This is a genomic window from Amphritea sp. 1_MG-2023, assembly GCF_030547545.1.
Classification (GTDB): domain Bacteria; phylum Pseudomonadota; class Gammaproteobacteria; order Pseudomonadales; family Balneatricaceae; genus Amphritea.
Map to the genome: position 1 here is coordinate 167,239 of NZ_JAUOQE010000001.1, position 22,745 is coordinate 189,983.

19 protein-coding genes are annotated in these 22,745 nt (G+C 48.1%); 2 read left to right on the forward strand and 17 right to left on the reverse strand.

Annotated elements, in window-relative coordinates; all coding sequences use genetic code 11:
• Positions 1–88: 88 nt before the first annotated feature.
• A complete protein-coding gene (gene betI / locus Q4488_RS00700) occupies positions 89–670 on the forward strand; it encodes a transcriptional regulator BetI (protein WP_303578521.1) in 582 nt (193 codons plus the stop codon).
• A gap of 166 nt (positions 671–836) precedes the next feature.
• Here betI and Q4488_RS00705 read toward each other — a convergent pair whose 3' ends face one another.
• The 14 genes from Q4488_RS00705 to Q4488_RS00770 all read right to left on the reverse strand — a co-directional run bounded on the left by Q4488_RS00705 (position 837) and on the right by Q4488_RS00770 (position 18,722).
• Positions 837–1,559, reverse strand: coding sequence for a TorF family putative porin (locus Q4488_RS00705; RefSeq protein WP_303578522.1), 723 nt, complete (start codon positions 1,557–1,559; stop codon positions 837–839).
• 161 nt (positions 1,560–1,720) lie between these two features.
• Positions 1,721–2,926, reverse strand: a complete 1,206-nt coding sequence (gene choV / locus Q4488_RS00710; protein WP_303578523.1) for a choline ABC transporter ATP-binding protein — start codon at positions 2,924–2,926, stop codon at positions 1,721–1,723.
• 2 nt (positions 2,927–2,928) lie between these two features.
• Positions 2,929–3,774, reverse strand: a complete 846-nt coding sequence (choW, locus tag Q4488_RS00715; protein WP_303578524.1) for a choline ABC transporter permease subunit — start codon at positions 3,772–3,774, stop codon at positions 2,929–2,931.
• Positions 3,775–3,927: 153 nt separating this feature from the next.
• Positions 3,928–4,863 carry a choline ABC transporter substrate-binding protein gene (locus tag Q4488_RS00720; protein ID WP_303578656.1) on the reverse strand — a complete coding sequence of 312 codons (936 nt, stop codon included), beginning with the start codon at positions 4,861–4,863 and terminating at the stop codon, positions 3,928–3,930.
• Between the two features lie 158 nt (positions 4,864–5,021).
• Positions 5,022–6,728 carry a choline dehydrogenase gene (gene betA, locus Q4488_RS00725; protein ID WP_303578525.1) on the reverse strand — a complete coding sequence of 569 codons (1,707 nt, stop codon included), beginning with the start codon at positions 6,726–6,728 and terminating at the stop codon, positions 5,022–5,024.
• Positions 6,729–6,834: 106 nt separating this feature from the next.
• A complete protein-coding gene (gene betB, locus Q4488_RS00730; protein ID WP_303578657.1) occupies positions 6,835–8,292 on the reverse strand; it encodes a betaine-aldehyde dehydrogenase in 1,458 nt (485 codons plus the stop codon).
• A gap of 743 nt (positions 8,293–9,035) precedes the next feature.
• Positions 9,036–10,040, reverse strand: coding sequence for an isopenicillin N synthase family oxygenase (locus Q4488_RS00735; protein WP_303578526.1), 1,005 nt, complete (start codon positions 10,038–10,040; stop codon positions 9,036–9,038).
• Between the two features lie 115 nt (positions 10,041–10,155).
• Complete coding sequence (locus Q4488_RS00740) at positions 10,156–11,103, reverse strand: GlxA family transcriptional regulator (RefSeq protein ID WP_303578527.1); 948 nt, start codon at positions 11,101–11,103, stop codon at positions 10,156–10,158.
• A gap of 24 nt (positions 11,104–11,127) precedes the next feature.
• On the reverse strand, positions 11,128–12,174 hold the full coding sequence (locus Q4488_RS00745) for a GlxA family transcriptional regulator (RefSeq protein WP_303578528.1): 1,047 nt from the start codon (positions 12,172–12,174) through the stop codon (positions 11,128–11,130).
• Positions 12,175–12,327: 153 nt separating this feature from the next.
• Complete coding sequence (locus Q4488_RS00750; RefSeq protein WP_303578529.1) at positions 12,328–13,662, reverse strand: MmgE/PrpD family protein; 1,335 nt, start codon at positions 13,660–13,662, stop codon at positions 12,328–12,330.
• 106 nt (positions 13,663–13,768) lie between these two features.
• Positions 13,769–14,797 (reverse strand): glycine betaine/L-proline ABC transporter substrate-binding protein ProX, encoded by a 1,029-nt coding sequence (proX, locus tag Q4488_RS00755; RefSeq protein ID WP_303578530.1) that lies wholly within the window; start codon positions 14,795–14,797, stop codon positions 13,769–13,771.
• A gap of 50 nt (positions 14,798–14,847) precedes the next feature.
• The gene (proW, locus tag Q4488_RS00760; RefSeq protein WP_303578531.1) at positions 14,848–15,783 is read right to left on the reverse strand and encodes a glycine betaine/L-proline ABC transporter permease ProW; all 936 of its coding nucleotides are present in this window, start codon (positions 15,781–15,783) and stop codon (positions 14,848–14,850) included.
• A gap of 34 nt (positions 15,784–15,817) precedes the next feature.
• Positions 15,818–16,993, reverse strand: coding sequence for a glycine betaine/L-proline ABC transporter ATP-binding protein ProV (gene proV / locus Q4488_RS00765; protein ID WP_303578532.1), 1,176 nt, complete (start codon positions 16,991–16,993; stop codon positions 15,818–15,820).
• Between the two features lie 520 nt (positions 16,994–17,513).
• A complete protein-coding gene (locus Q4488_RS00770; RefSeq protein WP_303578533.1) occupies positions 17,514–18,722 on the reverse strand; it encodes an aromatic ring-hydroxylating dioxygenase subunit alpha in 1,209 nt (402 codons plus the stop codon).
• A 289-nt stretch (positions 18,723–19,011) separates the two neighbouring features.
• Here Q4488_RS00770 and Q4488_RS00775 point away from each other — a divergent pair, with 289 nt between their 5' ends.
• Complete coding sequence (locus tag Q4488_RS00775; RefSeq protein WP_303578658.1) at positions 19,012–19,953, forward strand: LysR family transcriptional regulator; 942 nt, start codon at positions 19,012–19,014, stop codon at positions 19,951–19,953.
• 156 nt (positions 19,954–20,109) lie between these two features.
• Here the strand turns inward: Q4488_RS00775 and Q4488_RS00780 are convergent, their stop codons facing one another.
• From Q4488_RS00780 to Q4488_RS00790, 3 genes are read right to left on the reverse strand one after another with little or no spacing between them, the layout of a single operon-like run.
• The gene (locus Q4488_RS00780; protein WP_303578534.1) at positions 20,110–21,681 is read right to left on the reverse strand and encodes a GMC family oxidoreductase; all 1,572 of its coding nucleotides are present in this window, start codon (positions 21,679–21,681) and stop codon (positions 20,110–20,112) included.
• A 20-nt stretch (positions 21,682–21,701) separates the two neighbouring features.
• Positions 21,702–22,226, reverse strand: a complete 525-nt coding sequence (locus tag Q4488_RS00785; RefSeq protein WP_303578535.1) for a twin-arginine translocation signal domain-containing protein — start codon at positions 22,224–22,226, stop codon at positions 21,702–21,704.
• A gap of 51 nt (positions 22,227–22,277) precedes the next feature.
• Positions 22,278–22,673 carry a VOC family protein gene (locus tag Q4488_RS00790; RefSeq protein WP_303578536.1) on the reverse strand — a complete coding sequence of 132 codons (396 nt, stop codon included), beginning with the start codon at positions 22,671–22,673 and terminating at the stop codon, positions 22,278–22,280.
• Positions 22,674–22,745: the final 72 nt, after the last annotated feature.

The following is a 22,745-nucleotide window of genomic DNA, read 5'->3' on the forward strand; positions in this document are numbered from 1 at the left end:
GGCTAACCATCTGAGGTTGGGGTTGACAGTTTCGGGACAGAAGCGCATTTTTAATTAAACGCTTATTTAAGTACATGGACCTGGATGAATGCCTAAAGTTGGAATGCCTGAAATTAGGAAGCCGCAGTTAATTAACGCGACGATGGAAGCGATCAATGCGGTTGGTTTGCAGAAAGCCAGTGTGGTGATGATTAGTCGTTATGCGGGAGTTTCTCCCGCTATCATTAATCATTATTTTGGGGGTAAAGGTGGCTTGCTTGAGGCGACGATGCGCTCGGTTTTAAAGCAGTTATCTGAAGGAGTGAAAAGCCGTTTGCAGAAGGCCGGTCCAGACGATCCGGTGTTACGCATTCATGCAATTGTCGGCGGTAATTTTTCGTCTGATCAGATGGACAGTAAAGTCGTTAAAACGTGGTTAGCGTTTTGGTCTCAATCGATGCACGATGAAACACTATTTCGCTTGCAGCGCGTGAATGAAAAGCGTCTACTGTCATATCTGCAATTAGAGCTAAAAAAGTTATTGCCTGCAAAGCAAGCCGTGTTTGTTGCCCAGGGGATTGCGGCATTGATCGATGGTATCTGGTTGCGAGGCGCATTATCGCCGGAGGGGATTAATGCTGAGCTGGCCCAGAGAATGATTTCTGACTATTTGACACGTCAGTTGGCTTAATCTTTATTGTGGTTTTTATCTTTAGATGAATAAAACTGTATTGATTGCCGCGTGAATATAAAAAGCCCCAGCTTAATTAAACTGGGGCTTTTTGACGGTGATAAAGTGTGAAGGGGAGTGCCACTTTATCTCCTTGGTTTTTATGTAAACCTAGCTCCGCATGGATTTATTCAAAGGTGCGGCTGACACTCAATACTGCCCGTGCATCAGCGATGTCACCCCAGTAGTTATCTTCGATATCCGTGTCGGTATAACCTAGTGCGAGGTCAAATCCTGCTAGACTTTTAGCGACAGAGATACCCCAATGATTATAAGAATCATCATCGATATCAGAGCCAAAGTAGTTATCGCCACCGTCTTCTAATAACTTGGTGTGAGAAGCTTCTAGTGTTAGTGCAAAATCCTCAGGCAGGTTGATGGTATGGCTCAGGGTCAGCACTACTGAGTTGCCAACTTCACCGAAGTAATCATCAGAATAGAGTACTTTCGCGGTGGTGTTTTGTTTGTAGGTGATGGCGCCATAGAGTTCGCCGTAATCGTATTCTCCAGCCGTATCATCGGCGCCTGGGTAAGTATAATAGGCATACCCGATATCATAACCAAAGTCGTCATTGATGCTGCCAGCGTAACCGGCATAATAATCGATCTCGACTTCGGCATTGCTGTAACCGACTTCATCTAGACCTGAAGCCCAGGCACCGACATAAAAACCGGCATCGTTATACCAATCGACACTACCCTGAAAGGTGGCATCGCCATCGGTGTTCCTGACGCCGTTGTAGACGTAATCAGATACCAGTGAAACGGTGGCAGACACCTCAGCATGAGCCTGTAGTGCGAAGCTGACGGATGTTGCCATTAAGGACGTGAGGGCAATTTTTTTTAACATGTTGAATCTCCGATATTGGCTTGTGTGTACTCGTTATGTTTCTGAGTGTTTGCCCTAATTTAGGGTGAGTTTTGCCGCTACCTGATAAATCAGGTAGTGCATAAATAGGGTCATGAAAAAGAGCGGTTTACCTATTCAGATTTCAGCTCTAGCGATCAGTATTAGCTGCTGGTTACTTCAGCGTCAGAAGTAAAGTGCTTGCCTAAGAGGGCATGATATAAATCTTTATCGGATAGCACGCCCACAAGACTTTCGTTCTCGGTTAGCAATACGGGAAGCCCAGTGTTATAGCGAATCTCGATCGCAGCCCGCATTGATATATCGGGTGATGCGGTAACAAGACTGCCTTCTGCTAGGGCGTCTATATTTTCACCCTCCTGCCAGTGATGTAGTGCTAGAGGCTTATCTTGGCGGCTAGCCGATATAACCTGACCTGAGGCATCGAGACTGATACGGGTGTTGTCATTAGGATTAACGATGAGCATACCGTCATCACGTGCTAATTGAGCCGTTTCGGTCATCAGTGAACGGCCTTTCAATACATTGAGCGGGTTGGTATGCGCGACAAAGTTTTCAACATAGGTATTGACGGGATTCAGTACAATATCTTCGGGTTTACCGTGTTGAATGATTTCAGCCGATTCCATAATGGCGATATTCGTACCGATCTTTAGCGCTTCATCTAGGTCGTGGCTCACGAATAGAATCGTTTTATTGAGCCGTTGCTGAAGTTCAATCAGCTCATCTTGCAGTTGGCTACGAATCAGCGGGTCGAGTGCCGAAAATGGTTCATCCATGAGCAATATATCACTGTCCATAGCGAAGGCTCGGGCAAGACCAACCCGCTGCTGCATACCGCCGGACAACTCGTGCGCGTACTTGTCGCTCCACTCATGTAGCCCAACCATTTCTAATTTTTCCATCGCCTTGGCACGACGTTCCTGTTTACCGATGCCTTGCATCTCCAAACCAAAGGCGACGTTATCTAGCACCGTTAACCAAGGCATGAGGGCGAAGCTTTGAAACACCATCGAGATACGCTGAGTACGCATATGTCGCAGGGTGGCTTCATCGCAGGAGCCGATATCGACCATCTGATCGCCATCTTGTACTAACAGCTCACCGCGGCTAACGGGGTTTAATCCGTTGACGGCCCGTAAGAGACTCGATTTACCTGAGCCAGAAAGGCCCATCAGGACACAGATTTCGCCTTCAGCGACCTCAATGTTGGCGTTATGGACGCCGACAACGCTGCCTGTTAGATCGATAATCTCCTGACGGGTTTTACCCTGATCCAGTAGCGTTAGGCTGGTTTCGACACTGTCACCGAATACCACATCTAAATTACGAATACTGATAGCCGACATGTTTAACCTTCCTCTTTAGAACCTGGATTTTTGAAGATACGATCGAGAATGATAGCGACGAGGACAATGGCTAAGCCTGCCTCAAAACCCTGAGAGATATTCACGGTGTTGAGTGCACGGATCACCGGTTTGCCGAGACCATCAGCACCAACCAGGGCGGAAATAACCACCATCGATAACGACAGCATGATGCATTGGGTGATGCCCGCCATAATACTCGGCATCGCCGCTGGCAGTTCAACCTTAAAAAGTAGTTTGGAAGGGGTTGCACCAAAGGCTTTACCGGCTTCGATAAGCTCATCTGGTACTTTGCTAATGCCTAAATAGGTCAGGCGAATAGGGGCCGCAATGGCAAATATAATGGTTGAGATAAGACCGGGGACCACACCTAAACCAAACAGCACCAAGGTAGGAATCAGATAAACAAAGGTGGGAATGGTCTGCATCATATCCAGTATGGGGCGCAGGTAGGTATAGAGTCGTGGCTTGTGAGCCGCCAGAATACCGATCGGGATACCGACAACCACCGAGATAGTGGTGGCGGTTAGTACCAGCACAAAGGTTTCCAGCATCTCCTGCCAATAGCCTAAGTTCAAGATTAATAGCAGCGCAACGACGACAAAGATGACCAGTGGAATACTGCGGTGCAGAGCCCAAGCAACTGCTGCCGCCATTATCATCGGCACATAGGGTGGAAACCATTGAAAAATATCGACCACGGAGAGGATCAACCACTCGAGGGAGATTGATATCGCATCAAAGAATCCCGCCGCATTAAATGTTAGCCAATCGACAAAAGCTTCCATCCAGCTACCCAATGGGATTTTATGTTCTGTAATCCAGTTCATACGACTGCCTTTTTATAGTTGGGTTGCCGATATTCAGGTTAGCGTTGTGAATATCGGCGGGTAAAGATCACCTCGTTATCGAATTAAGTATGTTGATACTTGGCTAATCCGATAGCGCTTGAAGAGTGTTGCAGGTGTTGAAGGCCTAGCGTACTAAAGTTCTAAATATTGACGCACAGCAGGTAATGCATCCTTGCCATCCAGTGTAGTGACACCGTCAAGCCAGTTGTTTAGTACTTCAGGATGGGTTTTTAACCAAGCACGGGCTGCGGCAGCAGGCTTCATACCATCATCCAAAATAGAACCCATAATTTGGTTTTCCATTTCTAAGCTAAATGACAGGTTTTTCAGGAGATGGCCGACATTCGGGCATTCTTGGGTGTAGTTTTGTCGAACATTGGTGTAAATGTTGGCGCCACCGTAGTTCGGGCCAAAAACATCATCGCCGCCGGAGAGGTATTCCATATCGATATTGGCGTTCATCGGGTGTGGTGCCCAGCCGAGGAAGACAACCCATTGCTCACGCTTTGCCGAACGGCTGACCTGAGAGATCATGCCCGCTTCGCTGGATTCAACGAGTTTGAAACCTTTTAAGTCGAATGCATTTTCATCGATCATCCCTTGAATCAGGCGGTTGCCGTCATTGCCAGGCTCGATACCGTAGATTCGGCCTTTCAGTTGATCTTTAAATTTTGCAATATCAGCAAAACTTTTTAAGCCCGCGTCATAGGCGTATTTAGGCACGGCCAGCGTATATTTTGCGCCTTCTAGGTTAGCGCGAACGGTTTCAACGGTGCCTGCTTCACGGTAGCTAGCGATATCTGCTTCCATGGTGGGCATCCAGTTACCCAGAAAGACATCGATATCGCCATTGGCTAACGATGTATAGGTGACGGGTACGGACAACAGTTGGGTCGAGGGTGTGTAACCTAGGCCAGTAACAACCTCGCTGGCGACGGCGGTGGTGGCGGTGATGTCGGTCCAACCAACATCTGAAAAACGAATGTTATCGCATTGTCCGGCAAAGGCGGTGGAAGCTGTTAGGCTGACGACGGTAAGCCCTAATACGCGAGTGAAGCGGTTAAGCATCGGTGTTGAACTGGTGTTTTTCCGTTGTACATTCATGCGTGAATACCTTTGTTGTCATTAAATTAGATGCGCTAGTTTTCTCTTCTGTGGCGTTTTTTTAGTGCTGCAACGATTTCTGTGCAGCAGGGCAGAACAGGGTTCTGCCGGTATCGAATCACTTAATTATCGTTTATCAGCGGGCGCTTAGCATGACCTAAACGTTGACGGCTTTGCCATTCTTCATCAATCCAGACATCGACATGCTCCGCAGGTAATGGCTGCTGACCTAGAATCAAGTCGGCTGCTTTTTCGGCCACCATAATGGTCGGGGCATTAAGGTTGCCATTAGGGATCGTTGGGAAAATAGATGAATCAACCACCCGCAGTGCATCGATACCTCTAACTTTACACTGGTTATCCAGTACCGCCATAGGGTCGTTGTCTGCGCCCATCTTACAGCTACAGGATGGGTGATAGGCGCTCTCTACATTTTCACGCACCCACTGATCGATTGCTTCATCGGATTCAATGTCAGTGCCGGGCTGAATCTCTTCGCCGCGATAAGCATCCATGGCGGGTTGATTCAGTAGTTCCCGCGTGAGACGGATCGTATCGCGCCAGTCCTGTTTATCCTGTGGCGTGCTGATGTAGTTAAATAGAATACTGGGTGCTGCTTTAGGGTTGGCTGATTGAATGCGGATATGACCCCGACTTTCAGGCTTATTGGGGCCGACATGCACTTGAAAACCGTGTCCCTCGATCGCTTTACCGCCATCGTATCGCATGGCCGCGGGTAGGAAATGATATTGAATATTGGGCCATTTCAAGCCAGCTCTTGAACGAATAAAACCACAGGATTCAAAGTGATTGGTTGCGCCGAGGCCATCCTTAAATAGCATCCAGCGAGCGCCAATCAGGCCTTTGTTGAAAAAGTCGAGTTTACCGTTCAGAGTGATCGGTTGTTGGCAATGATACTGAAAATAAACTTCCAAATGGTCCTGCAGGTTTTCACCCACACCGGGTAAATTTTGGATCACGTCGACACCCGCGTCCTGCAGCACCTTTTCAGGACCAATACCCGAGAGTTGTAGTAGTTGCGGCGAGCCGACAGAGCCGGCCGCCAGAATAACCTCTTTAGCCGCCGTTGCGACCGTGATCTGGCCGTTTTGCTCATACTCAACGGCGCTAGCACGCTTACCATCCAACACCACTTTACGGGTGAGTACACCACTGATCAGGGTTAGATTGCTACGTTTCATAGCATCACGCAGGTAAGCATTTGAGGTGGATGCTCGCACACCGTTTTTAACGGTCATGTGCATGGTGCCAAAGCCTTCTTGACGGTAACCGTTATAATCATCGGTGGTGGGGTAACCGGCGTCTTCGCCAGCATTAATGAATGCCTGATAGAGCGGGTTGAGCTGCATATCATTACCACCGCAGGTGGTTAATGGGCCGCTATTGCCGCGGTATTGATCACCACCATGATCCCAGCTTTCCGCTTTTTTGAAGTAGGGCAGGCACTGTTGATAGCCCCAGCCAGTGGCACCCTGTGCTTCCCACTCATCGAAATCACAGGCATGACCTCGAACATACACCATGCCATTAATCGATGAGCCACCGCCCAGCACTTTACCCCGCGGGCAGTGCATTGAGCGGCCATCTAAGTAAGGCTCCTTTTCGCTATGAAACTGCCAAGCGTATTTGGGCGTATTCATCGGGTAGGATAGGGCGGTGGGCATTTGAATAAAGATGCTTTTATCACTGCCGCCGGCTTCAAGAATCAGCACGTTGTGTTGGCCACTCTCGGTGAGTCGGTTGGCGAGAACGCAGCCCGCAGAACCTGCGCCAACGATGATGTAATCATACTGTTTTGTGTTCGTCATACTGCTACCGCTTACTCATGAACTGAATATAATTGCCTATTTGTTTACCACCATCATGTGACAGCGCTTCATCAATAGGCTACTAGGGGCGATTTAGCTATTGCTGTTATTGATAGGGGCATTCCACATCCCCAAGTTCGACATACACGCTCTTCACTTGGGTGTAATGATTGAGCGTCTCGATCCCATTTTCTCGGCCAACCCCAGACTGTTTATAGCCACCGACGGGCATCTCAGCGGGAGATGCGCCCCAAGTATTGATCCAACAGATACCGGCTTGAAGGCGTGCAATCACACGGTGAGCACGGGAAAAGTTAGTGGAGAAAACCCCCGCGGCGAGGCCATATTCAGTATCATTGGCGCGCTCGATAACCTCATCTTCATGGCTAAACCGCAGGATCGACATGACTGGCCCAAAGATCTCTTCTTGTACATTTGGCATCTCATCGGTGCAGTCGGCAAACACGGTGGGTTTGACAAAAAAGCCGTTAGTCAGGCCGTCTTCAGTGACGCGTTCACCACCACAAACCAAGCGAGCACCGGCGGCTTTGGCTGCATCGATAAATCCGAGCACTTTTTCCATATGATTCTCTGAGATCAGCGCGCCTACCTGAGTGTCTAGATTGGTTGGGTCGCCAATCACCATGCGTTCGGTGCGTTCAACCACTTTGCTTACAAATTCATCGTAGACGCTGTCATGGACAAACACTCGAGTGCCGTTGGTGCACACTTCTCCTTGAGTGTAAAAATTTGCCAGCATGGCTCCGCCAACGGCGTTATCAATATCGGCATCAGCGAACACAATCAAGGGTGATTTGCCGCCGAGTTCCATGGTGACCTCTTTCAGCGTCCCAGCCGCATCGGCCATGACCTTCTTACCGGTACCGCATTCGCCGGTGAAAGATACTTTGGCGATGTCCGGATGACGGGAGAGCGCCTGACCGACGCGATAATCACCCTGCACCACATTGAAAACGCCATCGGGAAGTCCGGCTTCAGTAAATATTTCGGCTAGTTTAAGTACGCTTAATGGTGTTTCTTCGGAAGGCTTGAATATCATGCAGTTACCAGCGGCCAGCGCGGGGCCGGATTTCCACATCGCAATCTGAATCGGATAATTCCAGGCACCGATACCGGCACAGATACCTAAAGGTTCACGACGGCTATAGAAAAAGTTTGTGCCGCCGAGGTCTTGTTGTTGTCCATGAATGGTAGCGGCCAGCCCTGCATAATATTCGATCACATCGGCACCGGTGACGATATCGACGCAGTTGGCTTCTTGTAGCGGTTTGCCGGTATCCAATACTTCTAGCATGGCGAGTTCATCGTTACGTTCGCGCAGAATAGCCACCGCGCGCATCAGAATTCGTCCCCGTTCAGCGCCACTCATGGAAGACCAGACTTTAAAGCCCGCGTTAGCCGCTGCGACCGCTAGATCGACATCAGCTAAAGACGCTTGTTGTACTTCCGCAAGCACCTCTCCGGTAGCCGGGTTGACGCTGGTAAAGGTCTCACCTGAGGTGGCATCTTGATACTGGCCGTTAATATAGAGCGCTGTTTGCATAGGTGTTTGTCTCACTTCTTTTGCTGCCTGACATTGATGTTGGAATGATCAGGCTTCGCTATTTATATTCAATCGTTGCCAAGCATTAAGGTGCAGCTTAAAGCGGCAGTCGCTGAACTTAACAGGTCAGCTTATTTGGCAATTTTTTATTGATTGATCGTTTAATTAAAAATAATACTGGCTATTTCTTGAGCAAATGTCAAAAGTGAAACATGTCGTTTTTAGAACTTAAATTTATTGAATAAGCCGTTTTTGATTTTTAAGTGGACTGATTTTCCATAAAAAACTTTATAAACTGTTGATTTTAAATGATTATTATTATTTTAAATTTAAGGTTGATTTTTTGCTTTGATTGTCAGTCTGTCGTAAAAAGATATTTCTTTGACGTGAACGGGCAGTGATTTCATGCCGGTAAATTGACCATTAGAAAGTATGTCGTTTCTGATTCATGTCGTTTGACGGTTTTTAGCTGCGACATATCGTTGAATATCTGGGCGAAGACGTTGCTGAATGCTTTGGCGTTAACATTCGGGCTTAATCGTCAGTCTCAATGAGAGGGTTATCTGGACGGTTTATCTGGATGGCTTATCGATAAGGGATAGAGAGTCTGGAAGTTGTATTTTAACTCTGGAGTGATCGATGCTAATGATTTGAGATGTGAGCCGCTCGACCATCGCTTGGCTCACGTCAACGTTGGGCGAGTCCGCTTAAAAAGCGGAGCGGCCCTGCTTTATGCCTATCGATCAGTGCGCTTGATAGTCATTAAGGTGTTCATAGCTATCAACAAAGCGGCGGTACTTATGTTGTCCACAGGTATAGGGTTGATAGCGTGGTGGGTTATCTACCCCCTGACATTGATCAATCACTTTCACTTCGGCATCGAAATCCAGATCCATAAAGAAGGGGATCGAATAACGTTCTTGACCACTAGTATTGATGACGCGGTGAAGCGTCGAGACATAACGATTATTGGTGAAGGTTTGCACTAAATCACCGATATTAACAATAAAGGTATCATCGATCGGGGGCGCACTGATCCATTCGCCATGAGCATTCTGTACTTGAAGTCCGCCAACATTATCCTGCGACAGTATGGTGAGAAAACCATAATCGGTATGTGCACCGATACCAATTTCACGCTGACTCACTGCGCCTGTCTGCGGTGGGTAGTGGAGTAAGCGTTGAATGGTGATGGGGTTTTGTTGTAGCTTTTCAAAATAATCAGCCGGTAGTCCTAGGCTTAACGCGATACCGCTGACTAAGGTACGTCCTAGCGTCATCATAGCTTGATGGTATTGTTCGGTGATGATACGAAAACCATCGGGGTCATTTGCGGGCATCAGGTTTGGGCCGAAGAAGGGCGAAACCTCATGCTCGTGCAGGCCAAAATCAAAGACTTCCTTATAATCACGAGTATTGTCTGGGTCTACATTTTCGCCATACATGGGAATGTAGCCGCGCAATGTTGGCCCTGAATGAATAATATTGAGTTTCTGTTTCTCTTCCATGGGTCGATCAAAGAAAGCTTTTGTTTGTGCATACATCTGTGAGATGAGTTGCTTATCGATACCGTGATTTTTGATATAGAGGAAACCGATATGCTCACAGACAAAGGCCAGCTCTTTGGCGACTTGCTGAGGGTTACTCCCATCGATCAGAGGTGCTATATCGATGACCGGTATTTCGTTGAAGGTCGTGGTTTTACTTTGTAGTCTTGGATCCATTTGAACTGCAGCGGTAGTAGACATGATATCACCCCTAAATAAGACGGTTTAGTTATTGCTGTTGTAGGAGGTAGTGTCTGTGATTAGGGGCTTTTCGGACTATCACCAAAGCGAAAATATAGCGTGTTAAAACGAGAAATTAATGTTTTCTGAGGGCCGAGGGGGAACAACCGTAGCGCTCTTTAAAACATTTGCCAAAGTGGCTTTGTGAACTGAATCCGGTGGCCTGAGCAATGGCACTGAGATTCAGATGGCTTTCTTCCAGTAACTGTTTGGCTTGCTGTAAACGCAGCTGAACATAGTAACGGCCAGGGGTTGTCTGTTCATATTTTTGAAACACCATTTCTAAATTGCGCTGTGTTGTGCCTATCCGCTTGGCCAATGTCGCAATGGGGTAGGGGCGGTCTAGGTGTTTCTTCATGAGTTCGACCGCCGCCCCTAAGCAGGGTGATTTAATTCGCAAGCTGACTTGCTGGCAAGTGGTCTGCATCTCAGCACTACTACGGATTCTTTCTTGCATAAATTGCTGCGAGACTTGATAAATAAAATCGCGCCCCTGATCTTGCCCGATAAGGTAGAGCATCAGATCGAGAGTGGCAGTGCCACCGGCACTGGTGAAAATGTTATCGGTGACGGTATATAGGTTTTCCTGCAGAGCAATCTGTGGGTAAAGCTCAGCAAAAATGTTCAAATGTTCAGGCACTAAGGTGCAACTCTTACCTTGTAATAAACCACATTTTGCAAGAATAAAGCTGGCGCTACTCAACGAGACAATTCGACGACCCTGTCGGTTTAATTGTTTGAGCAGGAGGGTTAGCGCTTGGTTGTGATAGCGGGCGCAATGTTGATAGCCGGCAATCAATACTAATTCGCTATGATGACAGCTATCGAGAGTAGCTGTCATTGTCACAGGCACACCATTAGAACTAAGAATATGCTGCTGAAGACTCTCTTCCGGTGAGCAGATGCTGTAGTGATACAGGGCTTCGCCACGGAGTAAATTCGCCACACTCAGCGCTTCAATTGCGAGCGAAAAAGAGGTGAGGGCAAACCCTGGTAACAGTATAAAGCTAACGTTGATACTCAAGGCGGCGATATCTCTTAGTGAGGGCTAGTTATGTTGTTTTTGTCGGACGGCGCTGGGTGACAAACCAAAGTAATCTTTAAAGCAGTTGCTGAAATGGCTGGTACTGACGAAACCACAGGCGAGCGAGACATTGGTGATACTCTCGTTGCTTTGGAGTAGCAGGCGGCGGGCGTGAGTGATACGCAGCTCTAGGTAATAGCGTGATGGGCTTGTCTCTAGGTGAGTCTGAAACAAGCGCTCCATCTGGCGGCGGGAGATATCGATACAATCAGCCAGTTCTTCAAGGCTGAGAGGCTCTTCGATATTATTACGCATCAATACCATGATGTTGCGTAGCGTTTCCGGAAAGGTTGGGTTATCACCGACCTGTAACGGAATCGATTCTTGATTTTCAGCAACCTGATCGCAGCTTAAGATCTCTCTTACGGCGCGAACAATGTCATTACCCTGCCGTTGAGCAATCAGTTTCAGCATCATCTCTAGGGCGCTCACGGGGCCGGCACAGGTGGCGCGTTTTTCACCAATCACCAGCGTTTTGTCGGACACCTTGGTGTTAGGGAACTGTTCGCGCATATAAGCATGGTTGTCTGGATGGGCGGCACACTCTTGTTGTGCCATTAGGTCGGCATGGGCCAGCGGAATGGCGCCGTTCCATAGGCCCGCCAAGGTGATCCCCAATTTATCCGCCGCTCTTAGACAGGTGGTGAGTTTGGCATTAGGGGCCAGTGAACAGCGAAAACCGCCGCAGACAACCAGTATGTCCAACTCATTACGATGTTGAATAGGCAGGGTTTCAATGGTGCCGCCGGTGGCGATATCGATACCTAGATCACTGGTGACCATACGGGAATCGATCCCGAGGGTCATATAATCAAAGCGCTGCCCCGGCAGTACGAGATTGGCGGTTACCAGCACATCGACCGCGCCAGTAAAGGCCACCATCGAGAAGTTTTTCTGCAGAATAAAACCGACTTTAACCAGCTGTTGCTCAGCGTTATTCTCGTTTAAAAATACCTTGTTGGTATCACTGATCGCTTTGCTGAAGTCTCGTTTGGTCGGTGAGTCTGTCATTGATCGCGTCTCTATAGATGAAAAGATGGGCCGTTTAAGGAGGTAATTGTACTGCTATTTTTAACAATAGATGTAGTAATTACGACCTTAACGGCTTTTTATCTCGCTTTATCAACGGGTTGTGTGGAGCTGGAAAAGCGTTCCAGCGACCTTTTAGGGTTGCATGATTAGATTAAACAGCGTGTTACAGTGTGGGGCATTATCCAATTGTTCAACCGCAGTGACTATCTGCTGGCATCGGGCTAGCTCAAGGTTAACACCGGCGAGGCGGGCAAACTTCTCTTTAAACTCTGAGTCACTCATCGGCGTGCCTGGGTCGCCTTTGGCCTGGGTGATCGGACTAGTGAAACAGCGACCGTCTTTCAGCGTTAGGGTAACGCGGGACAGGATCTCTTGCGGAAACCGTGCAGACAGGTCAGCCGCTTCTTTAATCTCGATCTTGCCACTGATCGCTAGAATATCATCGGCAAAGATAGCGTCCCCGGTAACTTCAGACGGGCCTACCTGACCCCTAGCAATTAAGGCGGCGACGGGAAAGGCCAGCCCATATTGCGCTTCATCGGCATTGCGCGGGAAATGTCCTTGGAGACGCATCGACTCATGAAACGTTTCAATCTCGATTTTATCGACACTGTCTCCGTTAATTTCTGGATGCGCGTGCAGCAACGCCGTGACCGCGGTCAGTGATGGCTGTGCCCAGCGGCATACCGGCCAAGGCTTAAAGTATTGGGCATCGATCTCCCAGCGTTCACCTAGGTCATCCCAACAGTGGGCGATCGTGTCGTCGGCAACGGTTTCTGCCGGTGCGCCGGTAATACCGGATTGCGCCATAAAGACCGCATTAAGACCGGCATAGGCCCCCGCGCCATGAGCATCCCGAAGGTTGGACGGGAAATCAATTAAACGCATCATTGGGCAGCGTGGGCCAAAGTATTCGGCGATCCCCAGTGCATGGAGAAACTGTTCTTCATTCATATTGAGTAAACGAGCGGCTCCACAGACTACGCCCAGTCCGGAAAAAGCCCCGGAAGCATGATACTCAGAGGCACTATCCATGAGCGCAACACCGGCACGCAGGCCCGTTTCGTAGGCCACTGTCAACGCTGATAAGAAGGTTTCACCGCTGATCTCATGACCCTGCTGACGATAGGCATCAGCCAGTGCCAGTAGGGCAGGTACGACCGTCGCGCCAGCATGACCTTTAGAGGTAAAGTGACCTTCGTGGGCGTCCAAACTATCGGCACTGAAACCACCGGCCCAGGCTGCGCCGAGAGGGTGCACAGAACGTCCATCAAACAGTAGCCGAGCGCTATGGTTGGCACTCGGGTAGTGTTGTTGGGCATATTCACGGATATTCTGGCTAGTTTGGTTATTGATGGCACCGGCTAGCACGCCAATGATGTCCAGCAATGAGGTGCTGACACGGTGACGGGTTGCTTCCGGTAGGTTAGAAAAACTCAGCGTTTGCACAAAGTGATACAAATTCATGGCAAATAATCCTGCTGATAAAGACTCAGTAGAGGGTAAAAAAGGCACTCGAAAGTGCTTCTCGAAAGCGTCTCTCGAAAGTGCCTTTGTTTAGCTTAGGGTGAGATTATTCTGCAACGGCCCGGGCAGCGGCTAACCAGCTATCAAACTTAGTTTGGTGAGCGGCAATCCAGTCGTGAGCATGACGCTTGATATCGGCAATAGATTTTTCGCCATTTTGCATCTTCAAGTTCTGAGCACTTTCATCACCGGCGGTTATCTGTACCAATGATAGAAACTTAGTGGCGACAGGGTTTTCTTCAGCGAATTCGCGATTCAATACGGATTTTACTTGATCGACCGCAAACCCTAGGTTTTTACCTTCAAAGCTGGTGTTAACATCGTTGTTGCCGTCGGGGAGTGATGTGTGTGGTACTTCTAACCAGACAACATCTTCGCCTTCTACCAGTACACCGGCGATCCATTGTGGAACCCAAGTGAAGTAGAAGATTGGCTGACCTTCCTTGTAACGGGTAATGGTGTCGGCCATGAGGGCAAAGTAAGATCCCTGATTGTGGCTAACGGTGTCTTCTAAACCATAGGCTTTCATATGGTGGTTAATCACCAACTCACAGCCCCAGCCTGGGTTACAGCCGGTTAGATCGGCTTTACCGTCGTCATTGGCATCGAATAATTTAGCAATCTCCGGCTTTTTAAGGTCGGTCAGCTTGGTGATGTTGTATTTATCAGCGGTCTTTTTATCGATCAGGTAACCCTGTAAAACACCGGGAATGGTATCCCCTGCTTTAACCATGTATTTATCGCCACCGGCTTTTTGATAAAAGCTGTCATGAAGGATATCCCACATGTGTACACTGAAGTCTGCATCACCGTATGACAGCGCCAGCATCATGGTGGCATATTCGGTTTCTTTCGGGTCTTCAACGTCGTACCCGAGCGCTTCTAATCCAGCAATGGCTATTTCACCACGAAAACGTTCTTCGGCAATACTGGGAAAAATAGGCGTCACTTCAACGCCCTTACCCGGCAGGGATTCTGCTTGAGTGGTTACACTGAAGGTCAGTGCGGCTAGGGCAGCGGTTGCGGTCAGTTTGACCATCGAGCGATTGAGTTTTTTCAGGTGTGACTGGATCATGAGTAAATCCTCATTTATTTTTTTAAGTTGAGCATCATTTAGCTAAGTAATTAGCGGGTTTGCATGCTGCGGTAGCCACGCACGAAGAAACCAACGGGACCCGTTTCGTACCAATGTAAGGTATTGTTTATATCTGAGCGTTCACCCATTGCTTGGGTTAAGCGATCAAGGAAGATGGCCAGCAGTACCAGACCTGCACCGCCAACGGTTGCCAAGCCCATATCCAAACGGCCAATGCCCCGTAATACCATTTGTCCAAGCCCGCCGACTGAAATCATTGAGGCGATTACAACCATTGAAAGTGACAGCATCAGGGTTTGGTTGACCCCCGCCATAATGGTCGGCATAGCTAGAGGTAATTGAACCTTCAGGAGCATCTGTTTAGGTGTGCAGCCGAATGCGCGGGCGGCTTCAATCTTATCTTCAGGCACCTGACGGATACCGAGGTTAGTGAGGCGAACCAGCGGCGGCAGGGCAAAGATGATGGTGACCAATACGCCGGGCACATTACCAATACCAAACAGCATGACGACCGGCACCAGATAAACAAATGCAGGCAGTGTTTGCATGGCGTCGAGTAGTGGACGGACGATTCTTTCTACGCGGTCACTACGGGCTGACAGAATGCCCAGCGGCACACCGAATACAACACAGAAAAACAGTGAGGTGAGCACCAATGAGAGGGTGGTCATTGATGCCGACCAGACACCGATCAAACCGAGGCTGAAAAGGGTAATGGCACAAAATAACCCCATTTTTTTACCGGCGAGTTGCCAGCCCAAGAGTGACGATAAGATGATACCGATCAGTGGTGGAATTGATTGTAATATCGCTTCGGAGAACTCTAAGACCTGATCAATTGGCCAGCGGATAGCGCGAAAAAATTCACGAAAATTTTGTACTAAATAGTTGAGAATGCTCTCGACCCAGTCACCCAGCGGGATAGTGAGAAACTGAAAAGGGTCTAGCAGGTTAAATTCTGACATAGTTCTTCCCCGAATTATTGTTATTAAAGAGTGATTAGCTGTGGCTCATTGTTTGCAGCAGTAGATCTTTGGAGATCACACCACAGAAACGACCGTTGCGAGCGATGACCGGCACCGGATAGCTAGCATTGGCGACTTTTTTGATCACATCTTTGATCATGTCGTCGCTATAAATGGATTGATGCTGCTTGACCTGCCGGGAGAGTAAGGCATCAACATTGTCGGAGGCGTCAACCTCGTTAAGCGGCACAATTCCCTGTAACTTGTCCTGGCCATCCAGTAGGTAACCAAATTGGCTATTGGCTGGATTAAACGGCTGTACAGCGCCATTGATGCGAATGCTGCAACCGCTTTCTTTACAGGCAATGTCGCCGGCTTTAAGAAACTTACTGACATCGACACCTTTGAAGAAGGTTTCAACATATTCATCAGCGGGGTTGCTCATAATCTCTTTTGGAGTACCGACCTGAATAACCCGCCCGCCTTCCATAATGGCGATACGATCGCCGATACGGATCGCTTCATCGAGATCGTGGGAGATGAAAATAATGGTGCGTTCCTGCTCTTTCTGCAGCCGGATCAGTTCACCTTGCATCTCATAGCGAATCAATGGATCGAGTGCCGAAAAGGCCTCATCCATCAGGAGAATGGTTGGGTCATTTGCCAGCGCACGTGCTAGACCAACACGCTGTTGCATACCGCCGGATAACTGGTGTGGAAAGCTTGAACCATGTTCACCTAAGCCCACCTGTTCGAGTGCCTCAAGGGCTCTGCGTTCACGTTCGTGGCGTTCGATACCGGAGATTTCCAAGCCGAAAGCGGCATTTTCCATCACGGACATATGCGGCATTAGCGCGAAGGACTGGAACACCATGCTCATCTCTTTACGGCGAACATCCAGCAGGTCGGCGTCACCTAGGGCGGTAATATCTTTGCCGTTTAACTCAATGGTGCCGGCGGTTGGTTCGATCAGCCGATTGAGCAACCGGACCATCGTTGATTTGCCTGAGCCTGAAAGGCCCATGATGACAAAAATTTCACCCTTCTTAACGGAAAATGACGCATCGAAAACACCGACCGTCTGACCCGTTTTATCAAAAATTTGATCTTTACTTTCGCCGTTACGGAGCATCTGCATTGCCGTATCCGGTTGGTCGCCGAATACTTTATAGACGTTTCTGATAGACAGAATATTTGTGGAGTCTGTCATGCTGCCCTCTATCAATTTTTATGTTTGTTATCTTTATGAACTGCGGTGAGTGTCTCCCTCAGTCCTTTAATGACTGTACCGTCAGCTGATCGTCAAAATGATCAATTTTCGGTGCAGCATTCTTCTTATTGTTCTGTTGTTCACCCCATTTAAGTTAAGGGGTTTGAGAAAAATCGTCCAACGACTAATTTTCCGTAAAAACCATAACGTTTAGTTATTAGTGATGATAAAAATGCAGCTTAAAACTGTATTAATAACTAAAAATGGGGGAAAGGGGTTGAGATGGTGAATTAGGTCTATCGTCATATGCAGGGCGTGAGTATGACGAGCGCTGTATTGAGAACTATTTTGCAGTGCTGTCTTAAGTGCTGTCTTAAGTGCTGTCTTAAGGACTATCTTAAGGGCTATCTTAAGGGCTATCTTAAGGGCTGTCTTAAGGACTGTCTTGAGGGTTATCTTGAGGAGTATAAACAGAAATACCCAGCCTGCAGAAACAGGCTGGGTTGTGGTCAGTTGCGACTTAACTCAACTTGCTTTTCATTGTGTCGCAGTACCAATCAACAAACTGGCATACGCCATTTTCGGCAACTTCAGAGAATGGGCCTGGGATATAAGAGGGTGAGCTAACACCTCTAAAGGTTTCTTCGACGAGCTGACGGTCCTGATCGTTAGTGGCCAGCCAAACTTTGGTGAGTGTGTCGAGATCATAATCGACGCCTTCAACGGCATCTTTCGGCACGATCCACTTGGTGGTGACCAATGTTTCGCCGGAGGATAGCGGCAATATCCTGAAGCTCAGTGCATGGTCGCCCAAAAAGTGATTCCAGGTGGATGGGTAGTTGAAATACAGCAGTGCGCCGATATCTTCAACATCGGTATTATCTAAACGACCGTTGACCGCGGGCTTGCCGTCCATGGTGTAACTCACCGCTTTTGCAGCCAGTGGAATACGGGTCATGCGGTATTGGCCTGCTTCATCCATCACTAGGCGGCTTGGTAAACCCGCTGCTTCGCACTTATCCCAATGAGCGGTTAGTTCTGGATCATCGCTACCGCCAACGCCGGCAACCGAGAGGTTTTCGACGAATGAATTTAGCAACTCTGGATGGTTACTGTCGCAGTGATAACATTCGCGGTTGTTTTCAAATACCAGTTTCCAGTTGCCTTTTTCAAGTAAGTTGGCTTCATGGGCGACCTTACAGTTTTCTAAGTTGTGAGGCGCAATAAAGGGTGAAACATCCTGACGAAACTGCTCGAAATCCGGAGCCTGATCTGCAACACAGATATAGATGAAGCTGTTGACGATCTCGCAGTGTACCGGCATCAGGCCGTGATCATCATTGTTGAATTTTTCGCCCATGTTACCCGCGAATAGAAGTTTACCATCGAGGCCGAACGTCCATTTGTGGTAAGGACAGACTAGTTTAGCGGTTTTACCTTTGGCTTCTGAGCAAACGCGCGAACCCCGATGACGACAAGCATTATGAAAGGCGCGCACATTATTTTGATCGTCACGCACAATAACGACGGGGTAATCACCCACCTGAATGGTGAGGTACTCGCCAGACTTTTCGATCTCAAAAGTATGACCGGCAAAAATCCACTCTTTGTGCCAGATCTGTTCTAGATCTTGCTGATAGACCTCTTCGTCACGATAGATCTCGCGGGTGAGTGCATGTCGAGGTTTACGTTGATTGATGAGCTCCAGAGTTTTGGTTTTGTTGGTCATCTTTGTGGCTCCTATGACCCTACACTACGGTAGGCTTTTATTGTTATGGCTTTATTGGCCGCTGAAGTTACACTGGTGCTGCTGTCGTTGACGTTCACGCTGGTGTCGTAAAACTGAGAGACGAAACCAGTAGCACAGTTTAAACTGCTGTGAATAAGTTGAATCCTGCTTATATTTACAATTTCAGTTTATGGCCGGGTGAGAAACCGATAAAGCGACTTTTTATTAAGAGAATTGAATACCTGACGTTATGGTTAAACATGTAGAGCCCGACCAGATTTTAGTGAAGATGCCCTCCTTGCGAGCAGTAAGGTCGTTTGTTGCCGCCGCTAAATATCAAAACTTTACCCGTGCCGCAGAAGCGTTGTGCGTAACTCAGGCGGCAATCAGTCGTCAAATAAGAGAGTTGGAAGCTTCTTTAGGGGTTAGTTTATTTAAGCGGGCAGGTCGAGCCGTTGAGCTGACAGAAGCGGGCACTATTTTGTATGATGCGGCTTACCTATCGTTTGTGAACATTGCTCAGGCAGCACAGCGGATTAAAAACAGCGATAAACGTAAACAGGAGCTTATTATCTGTTGTTCGCCGGCCTTTTCTGCATTTTGGTTATCGAGTCGACTACCGGGTTTTTTTGCAGATCACCCGAAAATCGATGTGAATATCGTCACTACCAATAATTTTTTACAGATGGAGCCGGGTGTTCATCCAGATATCTTTATTAATAAGGTGAGTGATCCCCGTGAAGGTTATCATTCCATCCCCCTGTTTTATGACCTGATCTATCCGGTTTGTTCACCCCTGTTTCTGAAACAGAATCCGGATATCGTTACACTCGATGGTTTATTAAACACCACTTTACTTAACCTAAGTCCCTATGGCCGTTCGCAGATTGCCGAACATGTTGATTGGGAAGTGTGGTTGGCCAGTCAGGGCGTCTCGATGGATGTGAATAATTCGGATGGTCGTCGGCATGTTTTTAATGCGAACGATTATAATATGCTAATTCAGATGGTGCTCAATCATCAGGGGGTCAGTCTCGGCTGGAATCAGTTAGTGAAGCCCATGATCGAGCAGGGTTGGCTGGTGCGGGTCGGTGAGTTTGAAACCGATTATCGAGAAAAGCTGCATTATTTAACTTACTCTGAAAGCAAGCGAGATAATCCCGCGTTTCGTTCTTTCAGGGATTGGTTTTTGGATGTGATACAGGCGGAAGAAACATGGGTGGGGAAGTAACGTCGCTGAGTTAACGCTCAAACATTACTTTTCTATCATCTTTGATAAAAAGCCCTCCGAAACGGAGGGAAGTCACTTAGGTTAGATCACTGACTAACCGTCTCACAGTAAGCACTGCGCCGAATGGCGATTAGTCAGGATCGAGTGAAGAACGCTTTAGATATTCATGGCCGCCATCTCACGGGCAATGTATTCAGATTGTCGAATGGCTAAGGCAACAATGGTGAGTGTTGGATTTTCAGTCGCTCCGGTGGTGAATTGGCTGCCATCGGATATAAATAGATTATCGATATCATGGCTCTGACCCCAACCATTAACGACCCCATCCTTGGCGTTAAGGCTCATTCTGTTGGTACCAAGGTTATGGGTGCTAGGATAGGGCGGCACTCGAATGGTATTCAGTGCGCCAATCGATTCATATACCGCCGCCCCTTGCTTGTAAGCATGTTCTCGCATGGCAATGTCATTGGGATGATCGGTGACATGAACATTAGCAACCGGTAGACCATAGTGGTCTTTGACCTCATGGTTTAGGGTAATTCGGTTGGTTTCTTGTGGCATATCTTCACCAACGAGCCACATACCCGCCATATTTTCATAGTTGTCTAATTCGCCGGTAAACTCCTTGCCCCAACTGCCTGGGTTGAGGAAGGCGGCTAAAAAGGGTAGGCCGAGCGATATGGTTTCCATTTCATAGCCCCCAACAAAACCCCGTTTGGGATTATGGTCGGATTCATCCTGAATAATACCCGCCATCGTGGTGCCGCGATGCATATTAACGGGCTTTTCAAATACACCATAGACGGAGCCTGTCACATGGCGCATGTAGTTTCTGCCCACTTGGCCCGAGCTGTTAGCCAGCCCATCTGGAAATAGTGTGCTGGCGGAATTCAGTAATAACCGTGGACTTTCAATTGAGTTACCGGCAACGCAGACTATACGGGCTTTCTGCTGTTGTTGTTGACCGTTGGCATCCATGTAGACAACGCCATCGACTTTGCCCGCTTGGTTATGGGTTATTTGTAGCACATGGGACTCTGCGCGCAGCTCGAAGTGTCCGGTAGCCTGAGCTTTAGGAATCTCAGTATAAAGTGTTGACCACTTAGCGCCCATTCGACAACCTTGGAAACAAAACCCTAGTTGACGACATGATCCACGACCATCTCGGGGTTGTGAATTGATCGCCATACGCCCGGTATGAACTTCCTTATAGCCGAGCTGTTTTGCGCCAGCCTCCATCACCTTATAGTTATTATTGCCGGGTAATGCGGGGATGCCGTTAGTTTGTGTCACCCCCATTTTATCTTCGGCCTTATCATAATAGGGCGCTAGATCTTGAAGCGTAATCGGCCAATCTAATAGGTTGGCGCCCTCAACATGGCCGTAGGTGCTAAGGCCTTTGAATTCGTGTTCTTGAAATCTTAAGCTGGCGCCTGCCCAGTGCAGGGTTGAGCCGCCGACGGTTTTACAGATCCAGGCGGGTAGGTTCGGGAAGTCTTTAGCGACTCGCCATTCGCCGGACGCGGTACGCTTGTCCAGCCAGGCCTCTTTGGAGAACATTTCCCATTCTTTGTTAACGAAATCGGTTCTAAAATCGAGGTGCTTGCCTGCCTCTAAGCAGACCACATTAATGCCTTTCTGTGCTAATTCATTGCTGAGGGTGCCGCCCCCTGCGCCAGAACCGATGACAACCACGACACTGCTATCGTTCAGATCAAATTTTTTCATTGTTATTATCCTTAATCTTATTAGTGGTTAGGCAGCCAATCGATATCGTTGAAGCCACGTTCTAAATAACCACCGTAGGGGAAAGAGGGGCCTTCATAGCCAAACAGGCTCCAGATCTTGTCATTGTTATACAGTGCCACCACGACGTGACTACGTACCTGATTGAAGAAAGGGCTGCCTTCAATTTTCTTAACCACGACAAGCTGCTGCTCAGCCGATAAGGCTAAGAAGTTATTTTGGCTGTGTGCATTGAGAGTCTGAACACCCTCGGTCAATAGTGTCAGTAAGGCGGGATCGTTTTTGGCGTTAGCATCTAATCCTTCGACACAGGCATCGTAGTAAACATTCGTCAGTTGGTTGTGAGGATAGAGAACACGACAGAGAGCCGAAAGGCTCTTGCCTGTTTTATGATCAAGTGTGGTTAGCGTCATTGCCCATGCACTGGGGCTAATGCTGATGCCTGATAGGGCTATAGCAACGGCACCGGCTGCGGTCATGGTGCCTTTTTTTAAGAAGCTTCTACGGCTCAAGTTTTGCTTTGTCATACTCAACTCCGGAATTTTATTGTTGTGGTTTCGGAATGCTGTAGCAGAGGGTTATTGATAGCGACCATGTTTTTCTAAAAACTCGATTTTGTAACCATCAGGGTCGGTGACAAAAAAGAAACGCGCAAATAATTGATTATCACGGTGAAACTCTTTCACCTCGGCGGGTTGATAGCCTAATTCGGTGAGTTGCTGTTGCGAGGCGACGGCATCGTCAACACAGACAGCGAGGTGACCATAACCGGAGCCGTGAGTATAGGGCTCGGTTTGGTTGTGATTATGGGTGAGCTCTATTTCGAAATCGTTTTCGTCGTTACGCAGATAGACCAGTGTGAAATCGTCAAAGTCGAGACGTTCTGCGATATTCAGGTCTAGCGCCTGTTGGTAAAAAGAGAGTGACTGATCTAAATCAAACACTCGGATCATGGAATGGATAGCTTTGGCCATTTCTGAATTAACCTCATCTGATTGATGTCGTAAAGGTTAATTCTTTCTCTGCCGGTTAGGTGGTACTGGAGT